Here is an 8990-nt window from a genome sequence, read left to right on the forward strand (position 1 = left end):
AGTACAGGCCCCACACTCTCGACGGCTTCATAGCCGGCACCGGCCTGACCCTCGACGACCCACCCTCACCCTGACGAGCTGAAGTCAGTAATGACCGCCGCTCTCGCGCTGGGGTCGCGGACATACTTGTCGGCCAGCGTGGGCTTCTTCAGCTGGTCCCGACGCTCGGCGTTCGCTTCCGCCTTCTGCGCCAAGCGCCTGTACGCGTCCTCGTCGCTCTCTCCGGTACCGGGCGCTTCGGGATCGACGTCGCTGGGGCGGTAGTCGTCCGTTTCGTCGTGCAGCTCGCCCGTATCAATCTCCAGTGCCTCAAGAACCTCAAGAGGCCAGGTTCCATGCTCCGGGGAGGGGACGGGCGCCAGAACCCAGAGGAACTCGCGGCGAGGCTGCTTGTCAGCTCCGGTGCCCCAACGCAGACGACGTTGCACGATCACGGTCCAGGTTTCGAAGCTCCACTGTCCCTGGAACGGCTTGTGCCAGTAGCGCAGCGGGCGGTCAGCAGTCTGATGCTCGGCCATTAGCTCGTTGCCATCAGTGAGCTTTTGGTCACCCGAGAGACCGTCGCCGACGTAGGCGATCCAGTTTGTATCCGGGATGCGTCCGTCGGCGTAGGGTCCCTTGTCGTCCGAGAAGACGCTCAGGATGCCGTCGGCGAGACAGCCGATCCCTGCCATCTTCTGTCCGCCGTAGGTGCGCCAGATGGTCTCGCGGTCTTCGCCCGCCGACGGCACGCCCCTGCACACGGTGGCCCGCACGCGGAGCGCCGGGAACTGGAGATGTCGTGACCATGCGCTGGTTGATGACCCTCGGAGAGCGCAGCCGACCCGACACGCCCACCTACGCCGAGTGCCCCGGCCCGAACGAGGCCCGCGCCATCGCCCTGGTCGACGACTGCGGACAGCTCTTCCCCATCCTGCTGGCGTGGCGCCGGACCTTCGGCTGCGACCTGACCGGCTGGGCCGGGCAGGTCGAGGCGGACGACATCGAGAACCTCCCCCCGGAGGTGACCGACGACTGGGGGCCCGGCCTGCGGCTCGACACGATGCCCGGCGGATACGTGAAGGTCTCGGACCATCGCGACCACCAGCCGCCCACCGCCCTCACCGCCGCCCCCAAGATGCTCATGCGCTGAGCTCAGCCGCTGCAAAGCCACAGGTCAGGAGTGGGTTCACGCCACCACAAATCAAACTATTATGGATGTTGCGGGAGGGGGTTTCCCCTCCCCCACACCGCCCCCTCCCGCACCCAGGACCGACCGAGAGGCCGCGATGCTCGAGGAGTTCACCTTCACCCGCAACACCGGTTCGTACGGCTACCGGGTCCTCGACCGCCAGGACCGCAGCACGAGTTACGGCGTCGCCCGGTACGACGCGGAGTGCTGCAAGTGGGTCGCCGAGTACCCCGGCCACCGTCCCGGCAGCGGCGGCGGCATCCCCGGTTTCGCCAGCCGCGAGTGGGCCGCGCGCTTCCTGTACCGCTACCGCAAGCCCCAGCCGTCCGGCCGCACCTGACCGGCCGCCCGAGCGCCTCACACCGCCGCCCGTCACAGAAGGGACCGCGCATTGGCCACCTTCGGCCACATCACCCGCGAGCGCTGCGACCAGTTGGGCCGCGCCCTCACGGCCGCCGGCATTTCCTGGACGGACAACGGCCGCCAGGACAAGCCCGAATGCCTGACGTACACCGCCACCGACGCGCACGGCCGCGAGTGGAGCGTCAGCCCGGCCACCAGCAACCAGATCACCCCGTCCCGGCCCGCAAGCATCTGGCAGGCCCAGTGCACCGAGCCGATGCACCGCACTCCGGTCCTGTCCGCCCGGGCCATCGCCGACCGCATCCGGGCGTTCCCCGCATGACCGGCCCGCTGCGGCCGTGGCGCCCCGACGACTTCGACGACTGGTGCGAGACGTGCGGCGCAGCGCCGGGCCAGTTATGCAAGCCGACGTGCGACACCGGCTACACCGCCGAGGACTTCCGCCGAGACGCCGAGCCCCGCGACCAAGACGCGACCGCACCGCCCCGAGCCGGGCACCCCACCACCCTCCCGAAGGAGTGAAGACGCTGCCATGCCACAGGAGTTGACCACCCAGGAGCAATTCGACGCATTCGCCGACGATGTGGCCCGGGAGCTGGGCACGCACTGCCGCACCGCCCCGCTGCCCGAGTACGAACGCGGCCTGGCACGGCTCATCGTCGACGGCGACGGCCGCGCCGTACGTCTGTGCCAACCCGACGACGAGCAGCCCAGCCGACTCAAGGTCTACGCGGCCCTCCCGGACGAGTCCCAGGTGCAGACCCCGTCGATCAGGGTCACAGCGATCAGCGCCCGCCATGTGGCACGCGAAATCACCCGGCGGCTCCACCCGCTGCACACCGAGGCCGCCGCACTCGCCGCCCAACTCACCGCCCGGCAGCAGGCAGAGACCAGCGCCCGCGCCGCAGTCGCCGAAGCCGTGGCCGGCGCACTCCCCGGCGCCCGCATCGAGGAGCAGTACCGGCGTACACGGATCATCTGGCAGCACGATGCCCGCCCGCGCGGACAGCAGGGCCCCGTCCAAGTGGACAGCGTGTGCGTCATCGTCGGCGCCTCCGGGGAGTCGGTGACCGTCGAAGCGTCCGGCCGTCCTGACCGGGTGATCTCCATGCTGGCGGCGTTCGCCCGGATCCCAGGGGAGTGAAAGGAGCAGGTCGGGGGCGGGTACCCAATTCCACAAAACACACTATTATTGAATGTGTGGGGCGGGGGCCACCCTCCCCGCAGGAACGGCCACCCGCCTCCGCCGCACGACCCCGACGACCAGCCAGCGCGAGCGGACCGCTCCTGCCATACGGCCCGGGCGGGGGCGGACCCCCTCAACTCGCCTACGAGAAAGGCGCGCACGTGACCTACACCCCTCGGCCCTCCGAGTGCCGCCAGGACGAGTCCGGCGCCGAACGATCGCGCACGGGAGGAACCGCGGCGCGTCCCGACCGCCAGACGACGCGCCGCCTCCTGCGCCGCGAAATCTCGGGCACCATCGGCCTGCTCACCGATGAGCACGACTTCCGCGCCATGCGGCAATACCGCAGCTTCGCCTTCGACGACTACGCGACCTACCTGACAGGGGTTGAAGACCTTCTCAGGGCCCGCGCCTCTCAGGGCACCCCCACCATGCTCGCCCTCTTCGACCCCGACGAGTACGCCGACTTCTGTGCCGACACCGGCCTCGACCCCGACAGCCCGTCCAGCCGCACCCGCTTCACCGCCGAGATCACCACCACGGGCCCCACCATCCCGTACGACGACGAGCCCCTGGCCGACCTCGTCCCGGTCCTGATCGACGAAGCCGTCCGCAAGGCCACCTGGGAGTACGCCTCCACCCTCCTGGCCCGCCTCGGCGCCTGCGCCGCCTGCGGAAAGGACGTCGGCCAAGAGGCCTTCGCCCGCGCCCGAGACTTCCTCGTCCGCATCCTCGACGCAGCCGACCCGGGCCACCGGCACCTGGTGTGCAGCGTCTCGGCAACGCCGGAAACGCTGGTCGCCGCCCTGCACGCGGACACGGACGCCGACGGCGCTACCCAACTCGACGACACCGAGGCCCTCGAATTCACCACGGTCCTCGCCCTCGGCCTCGCTGCCCTGCCCGGCGCACTCGTCATGAGGACCCGCAGCCCAGGCGCCTCGGACCGCGTCTACGGCTGGCGGCTGCGAGCGGGAGAACCCGAACCCCTCACCGCCGCAGAAGTCTTCGACGCCTACTGCACCGACATCGACTCCGGCGACCCCATCTCCCCGGAATCGGGCGTCGACTACTGCGTACCGCCCGACCTCAGCCCGGACGGCCCGACGCCGGGACACCACCACTGAACGAGCCGGGCCGTCGCCGCCGGCATCCCGCCCGCCCGGGCGACGGCCCCCAGTTCTCAGGAGCTGCCATGCGAGGCAACCCACCGGTCATCGACTGGTACAGCAACAAGGCCTACCAGTGCCCGCAGTGCCACCACGACACCGTCGCGAACCCCTCCCGCTGGGAGGTGTACACCTGCTGCAACTGCGCCACCCGATTCGCCCGCTTCCCCCGCCTACAGCGCTTCCTGCGCCATGTCGGCGTCACCTGCGAGTTCTGCACGGAGCGCCACCCCGTGACGGTCGACGGCGAGCCCTTCGGGTTCCTGCGCTGCCGCCACAACGGCGTCGGGATGTACACGGAGCATCAGTTCGAGGCGTGGCTGTACGACACGGACGAGGTCACCGACCACCGCGACGGCGTGCGCTACCGCAGCACCCGCGCCAGCCGTGCGGAGGCCATGGCCGACCTCGCCCACTGGCGCAGCATGTTCGGCCCCGTCGAGGACGACCTCAGCCCCGTCCTCGCCGTCGTCGTCGACGAGCAGTTCAACAAGTACGGACCGGATGTGACCGAGGAGCAGCGCGACGCGTTCCTCGACGGCACGCTGGCGGTGCACGGCATCGGCGTCCTGCGCGCCTACGTTGCCCCGCACCCCCGGCGCGGGCAGTTCCACGCCGACACCGCCACCTTCGCCTGGGGCCTGATCGCCCCGTCCGGCCTGGAAGGCATCTACACCAGCGCGGCACCCAAGTCCCTGGCCGCGTACGCCCCGCAGCTCTGACCTACCGCGCGCCGACCCGCCAGCCTCCCCGTTTTCGCGGGTCAGGGGCGGGTTCACACACTCGCAACTTACACTATTATAAGTAGTGATCCGGGGTCGTCACCTCCCCCCTCACGCACCAGGTGACGGCCCCCTTCCTGCCCCCGCCCTTCCAGCCTCAGGAGTTGTCATGCTTCGAACGCTGCGCCGCGCCCTGCGACCGGCACGTCTGCGTGTTCCCGCCCGCCGGTTCACAGCCGGGATCGCGGAACTGCCGCCCACCGCGCGCGAAGCGCTCGGCATCGACGTCACGGCCGGGGAGGCCATCGCCTACAACCGCGTCCGTGTCGCCACCGCGACCGCCGTCGCCCTCTACCGCGACGGATACACGCTGCCGATGCCCGACGACGATCTGGACGACGCGGTGCGCGCCCTGGACTTCCCCTACTCGGTCCCGAGCCCGGAGACCCGCGCGTCCATCCGCGCCGCACTCGCCGTCCTGGACGCCGACTACACGGTCACCGTCACCCGCTGACCCCCGTCCGCAACGGCCGTGGGCCGCCCCGACCAGGGCGGCCCGCACGGAAGGACGTCCGGTGTTTCTCGTCGTACCCGACCCCGCCCACGGACTCGTCGCCGCCCCGCAGTCCTCCGACGACCTCACGCCCGCCACCGAAGCGTGCCTTGCCGCCCAGGGGTTCGCCTGGAACAGCGAGATCGAGGCGTACACCCGTCAGACCGACCACAACCCCGCGGCCGTGGACGACACCGCCGGCATGCTGCGCGAGCTGGGCCACTACGTCTTCTCCGCCTACAGGCCGCTGCCCAGGAGCTGACCGCCGTCCGGTCGGCCTGCGCCGCCGCCTCCCACCCCCTTGCGCAGATGGAGTCCCACCATGCCCCGACGCCGCACCCAGCCGCAGCGGCCCGTCCGGTACGCCGCCGCCGAGCACGAGGGACGCCACCAGGTCGTGGACCAGCTCCACGGGTACGCGCTCAGCAGCCACGCGACCGCCACGGCCGCCGAGGAGGTAGTACGCGAGCTGACCGCCAGCCCGACGGCCGCGATCGAAGCCGTCGAGGAGCTCGACGCCGCCCAGAGCGGCCCGGCCGCCACCGAGCGCCGGATCCTGCGCCGGTACGGGTACGGCTGGAGCCTGCGCCAGGACGAAATGCTCCCCCTGCGCGGGGAGTTCAGCCACGACCGGCTGGAGACCCTGATCTCCGGCGGCCATCTGGCCATGGTGTTCAGCCCGGCCGGTCAGCCGTACTACACCACGCCCGAGCAGTACGAGCAGCTGCCGGTCCGCTGGATACGCGACGGCGACGAGTCGTTCCCGGCCGCCGACCTCGCCCGCCTCGAACGCCCACGCCCCGCCCTGTAGTTGCTCCCTTCCCGCAAGCGCTACGCGCCGTGCGAGCTGCACGGGATCTCCCTGTGGCGGTGCCTGATCTGCGGACCGCGCGAGCGCTTCGAGTGCCAGTGGGGCGAGTGCACCGCCAACCGCATCACGGCCTACTGCGAACGCTGCGCGCGCATCGACCCCGGACGGACGTTCCCGCTGCCACCGCGCCGAGAGCACGACTGGCCGTAAAACAGCAGTTCAGGGGTTTCACCCTCCCCGCGCTGCTGCCGTCGGCACCCCGGCAGTACCCGGACTGCGACGCCGAGATCCGGGCCGCCCACACACGTAGCCGGCACCCGCGGCCACGTGAGCACCCTGCCTTGCCGACCGCCCCCCACGCACCCGTCCGCATCGCCGGCCCGGCGCTGCTCGCACGCCGAACCGGCCCATGGGCCAGGAAGGTTGAACCATGCCCCTGTCCCACTCCGTGTACGCCGTCTACGGCGTCGTGGTCGCGCCGCCCCGGGATCGGGAAGCGCTCGAAAAGGCGCTGGACGCCCAGGCCCACCACCCCGTCAGCGGAGACCCTGCCGACGCACACATGCAGTTGTTCACGGTCGGCGACGTCGAGCACACCGTTCTCGGGGCGGGTTACGAGCGGCTCGGGCCCAACACGTGCCGGGCAGTACCGTCCCTCCCGGTCCGCGCCGAGTGGGACGACGCCCTGCTTGAGCAGGTGAGGAACGTGGGGCTCACGGTCCGGTCCGTGCTGGCACACCGTGCACGACCTGAGCTGAGGCCGGGACCCGTCGACTGTGCGACCGCCCTACGGAGTACCGCAGGCAGCCGCCTCGAAGCCGCATTTTCGCAGGTCGGAAGGTATCTAGCCCTCCACCCAAAAGACACTATTATTTAATTTGAAGCGAGGGGGCGACACCCCCCACCGCCCCAATTCGCCGAACAGGCAAGGAGAAGGAGAGCCCCATGGCCACCGCCGTCTCGACCCCACCCACCGAACCGGCCACGCGCGAGGAGGAGGACACGCCGCAGATCGTCCTGCTCGACCCGGCGCTCGTGGTGCGCAACGAGTGCAACGCCCGCGAGGAGGACACCGAACCGGACGAGGACCTGATCAACTCCGTCAAGGAGATCGGCGTCGAGGAGACCATCAGTGTCCGGCCCCGGCCCGACGGCACCTACGGCGCTTTCAAGGGCTGGCGTCGCGCGCAGGCACAGCAGATCGCCAACGCCACCGCCGAACAGGACGGCCGCCCGGAACGCAGGATCAAGACACACGTGCGGGAAGACCTGGTCGGCCGCGACGGCTGGACCCGGTTCCTGTCCCTGGTCGAGAACAAGCACCGCGAGGGGATGAGCGAGCGCGACATCCTGAAGTCGCAGGAACTGTCCCTGATCGACATGAGCGACGTCGAGCGGAGCCAGGCCACCAAGGCCCTCGGTGTCGGCCGCAACGCCGTCAAGCAGGCCAAGGCGGCGCAGAAGCTCAACGACGCCACCCTGCGTCGTACGGCGGCCGCAGGCATGGACCTGGAGCAGACAGCCCAGCTCGCCGAGGTCGCAGGCGTGCGTGGTGCGGAGGACCGCCTCATGCGGGCGCTCTCGCGCGACCATGCGGAGGGCAGCGGGGGGTGCGGTCACTGGGACCAGGAGATGGCCCTGCTGCGCGCCGAGCAGGCCGACGTCCAGACCCGCATCAAGGCCGAGGAGGAGCTGAAGGCGGCGAACATCCCACTGCTGGGCCGGGTGCCGTCCTACGAGAAGGACCCGTCGCATCCCCTGACCGAGCTCACCTCCGGGCTGGGCAACCCGCTCTCCGAGGACAACCACCGCACAACTGCCCCGGCCACAGCGCCCGCCTCGACGACGAGCACCGGCCCGTGTGGTACTGCGCCGACCCGGCCGCCTACGGCCACAAGGTCAGCCCCCAGCCGAAGAAGCCCAAGACGGAGGAGGACGAGCAGAAGGCCGAGGAGCGGGCTCGGACCGTGGCGTGCAACCGGGCCTGGAAGGCCGCCGCCGGACCGAGGCAGGAGTTCGTCAAGCGGCTGGTGCGCGGCAAGACCCTGCCCGACGAGGCCCGGATGTTCGCCCAGCAGATCCTGCTGGACCTGCCCCGCTTCTACGGCAAGTGGGCCGACAAGCAGCGCACCCGGACCGTGGCGCTGCTGCTCGGAGCCAAGGACCCCGCAAACGACTCCGCCTCCGAGACCGCCGCCCACTTCCCCAAGAACCGCCTGGCCAACGTGCTGTTCGCCCAGGTCGCCGCCGCGTTCGAAGACGCCATCCGCGAGCCCAAGCAGTTCGACACCGCCCGGATGACGCACGTCTACCTGTGGGAGTCCCCCGACCGGCTCCAGGCCGCCTACCTGCTGCTCCTGGAAGCCCTCGGCCAGGCAGACGACGGCAGCTACCAGCTGTCCGAGGTCGAGCAGCAGGCCGTCGCCAGCCACCGGCCCGACGCCGACGCCTGACCGTCCGCCCCTCCCTCTCACCACCAAGCCCCGGCCGGGCACGCCCCGTGCCCGGCCGGTCGTCCCCTCCCCTCCACGCAGAGAGGCGAACCAGCATGCCCCTCACCATCGACGAAGTCCGGGAGTTCATCCGGCAGTTGCCCGATGCGGCAGCCGTCGCGCAGGTCCAGGAGGCCTCCGCGCAGCGGCTGCGCGCCATCGACAAGGCCGCGTTCGCTCACATCCAGTCGGGACGCCGGGCACGCATCACCCCTGCGCTGCGCTCGAAGCTGCTGCGCGGCCTGACGGGCACCGTGCAGGAACGCAACCGCACAGGCAGCCGTCCGGGCTTCCTTCTCGACGAGGAATCCACCCGGCTCTTGCGCGCCCACCCCCGCAACAGCCACTACCGCATCCCCGACAACGTCCGGCGCTTCCGGATCCCCGGCAACGGCGTCCCGATCTCCTGCCTGGAACTGATCGACGACTAGGCCGTGTTTTAGAACGTGCCGGTCTGCCGCGCGGGCCGTCCGGGGAAGTCTCGGCCAGCCAGCCAGATGATGAGGTTATTGGCGATTCCGCC

The 8990-nt window shown here is 70.5% G+C and carries 14 protein-coding genes and 2 pseudogenes; 15 read left to right on the top strand and 1 reads right to left on the bottom strand.

The genetic code is table 11. The annotated features are described in order from the left end of the window. Positions 1-89: 89 nt before the first annotated feature. A pseudogene (locus ACIPSA_RS51010) lies at positions 90-716 on the bottom strand (HNH endonuclease); the annotation flags it as partial. A gap of 71 nt (positions 717-787) precedes the next feature. Between ACIPSA_RS51010 and ACIPSA_RS51015 the strand changes: the two are divergent. The 15 genes and pseudogenes from ACIPSA_RS51015 (at position 788) to ACIPSA_RS51085 (ending at position 8898) form a co-directional block, all read left to right on the top strand. Then, positions 788-1132 (top strand): hypothetical protein, encoded by a 345-nt coding sequence (locus ACIPSA_RS51015; RefSeq protein ID WP_402649108.1) that lies wholly within the window; start codon positions 788-790, stop codon positions 1130-1132. Positions 1133-1268: 136 nt separating this feature from the next. Beyond that, entirely contained in the window at positions 1269-1511 is a 243-nt protein-coding gene (locus ACIPSA_RS51020) for a hypothetical protein (RefSeq protein ID WP_402649076.1), read from the top strand. 51 nt (positions 1512-1562) lie between these two features. After that, positions 1563-1856, top strand: a complete 294-nt coding sequence (locus ACIPSA_RS51025; protein WP_402649079.1) for a hypothetical protein — start codon at positions 1563-1565, stop codon at positions 1854-1856. Beyond that, positions 1853-2056 (top strand): hypothetical protein, encoded by a 204-nt coding sequence (locus tag ACIPSA_RS51030; protein WP_402649082.1) that lies wholly within the window; start codon positions 1853-1855, stop codon positions 2054-2056. The genes ACIPSA_RS51025 and ACIPSA_RS51030 overlap by 4 nt, the downstream gene beginning before the upstream one ends. Before the next feature lie 10 nt (positions 2057-2066). Continuing rightward, complete coding sequence (locus ACIPSA_RS51035) at positions 2067-2678, top strand: hypothetical protein (protein WP_402649085.1); 612 nt, start codon at positions 2067-2069, stop codon at positions 2676-2678. 314 nt (positions 2679-2992) lie between these two features. Next, on the top strand, positions 2993-3847 hold the full coding sequence (locus ACIPSA_RS51040) for a hypothetical protein (RefSeq protein WP_402649110.1): 855 nt from the start codon (positions 2993-2995) through the stop codon (positions 3845-3847). Positions 3848-3915: 68 nt separating this feature from the next. Continuing rightward, positions 3916-4611, top strand: a complete 696-nt coding sequence (locus ACIPSA_RS51045; RefSeq protein WP_402649088.1) for a hypothetical protein — start codon at positions 3916-3918, stop codon at positions 4609-4611. Positions 4612-4780: 169 nt separating this feature from the next. Continuing rightward, entirely contained in the window at positions 4781-5125 is a 345-nt protein-coding gene (locus ACIPSA_RS51050) for a hypothetical protein (protein WP_402649091.1), read from the top strand. A 61-nt stretch (positions 5126-5186) separates the two neighbouring features. Continuing rightward, entirely contained in the window at positions 5187-5426 is a 240-nt protein-coding gene (locus tag ACIPSA_RS51055) for a hypothetical protein (RefSeq protein ID WP_402649094.1), read from the top strand. Between the two features lie 60 nt (positions 5427-5486). Next, positions 5487-5975, top strand: coding sequence for a hypothetical protein (locus tag ACIPSA_RS51060; RefSeq protein ID WP_402649097.1), 489 nt, complete (start codon positions 5487-5489; stop codon positions 5973-5975). Further along, complete coding sequence (locus ACIPSA_RS51065) at positions 5976-6185, top strand: hypothetical protein (RefSeq protein ID WP_402649100.1); 210 nt, start codon at positions 5976-5978, stop codon at positions 6183-6185. A gap of 220 nt (positions 6186-6405) precedes the next feature. Further along, the gene (locus ACIPSA_RS51070; protein WP_402649103.1) at positions 6406-6852 is read left to right on the top strand and encodes a hypothetical protein; all 447 of its coding nucleotides are present in this window, start codon (positions 6406-6408) and stop codon (positions 6850-6852) included. 68 nt (positions 6853-6920) lie between these two features. Next, positions 6921-7124 (top strand): annotated as a pseudogene (locus ACIPSA_RS51075) (hypothetical protein); the annotation flags it as partial. Positions 7125-7834: 710 nt separating this feature from the next. Then, positions 7835-8428: a hypothetical protein gene (locus ACIPSA_RS51080; protein ID WP_402649113.1), complete on the top strand. Its 594-nt coding sequence runs from the start codon at positions 7835-7837 to the stop codon at positions 8426-8428. A 95-nt stretch (positions 8429-8523) separates the two neighbouring features. Next, complete coding sequence (locus ACIPSA_RS51085; protein ID WP_402649105.1) at positions 8524-8898, top strand: hypothetical protein; 375 nt, start codon at positions 8524-8526, stop codon at positions 8896-8898. Positions 8899-8990: the final 92 nt, after the last annotated feature.

Origin of the sequence: Streptomyces sp. NPDC086549 (assembly GCF_044746205.1) — a bacterium.
In the GTDB taxonomy this organism is placed as follows: domain Bacteria; phylum Actinomycetota; class Actinomycetes; order Streptomycetales; family Streptomycetaceae; genus Streptomyces.

Excerpts from the sequence above, each read along its gene's own strand:
- ACIPSA_RS51015 (WP_402649108.1), top strand. The coding sequence starts at position 788 with ATGCGCTGGTTGATGACCCTCGGAGAGCGCAGCCGACCCGACACGCCC.
- ACIPSA_RS51020 (WP_402649076.1), top strand. The coding sequence starts at position 1,269 with ATGCTCGAGGAGTTCACCTTCACCCGCAACACCGGTTCGTACGGCTAC.
- ACIPSA_RS51030 (WP_402649082.1), top strand. The coding sequence starts at position 1,853 with ATGACCGGCCCGCTGCGGCCGTGGCGCCCCGACGACTTCGACGACTGG.
- ACIPSA_RS51035 (WP_402649085.1), top strand. The coding sequence starts at position 2,067 with ATGCCACAGGAGTTGACCACCCAGGAGCAATTCGACGCATTCGCCGAC.
- ACIPSA_RS51045 (WP_402649088.1), top strand. The coding sequence starts at position 3,916 with ATGCGAGGCAACCCACCGGTCATCGACTGGTACAGCAACAAGGCCTAC.
- ACIPSA_RS51050 (WP_402649091.1), top strand. The coding sequence starts at position 4,781 with ATGCTTCGAACGCTGCGCCGCGCCCTGCGACCGGCACGTCTGCGTGTT.
- ACIPSA_RS51060 (WP_402649097.1), top strand. The coding sequence starts at position 5,487 with ATGCCCCGACGCCGCACCCAGCCGCAGCGGCCCGTCCGGTACGCCGCC.
- ACIPSA_RS51070 (WP_402649103.1), top strand. The coding sequence starts at position 6,406 with ATGCCCCTGTCCCACTCCGTGTACGCCGTCTACGGCGTCGTGGTCGCG.
- ACIPSA_RS51085 (WP_402649105.1), top strand. The coding sequence starts at position 8,524 with ATGCCCCTCACCATCGACGAAGTCCGGGAGTTCATCCGGCAGTTGCCC.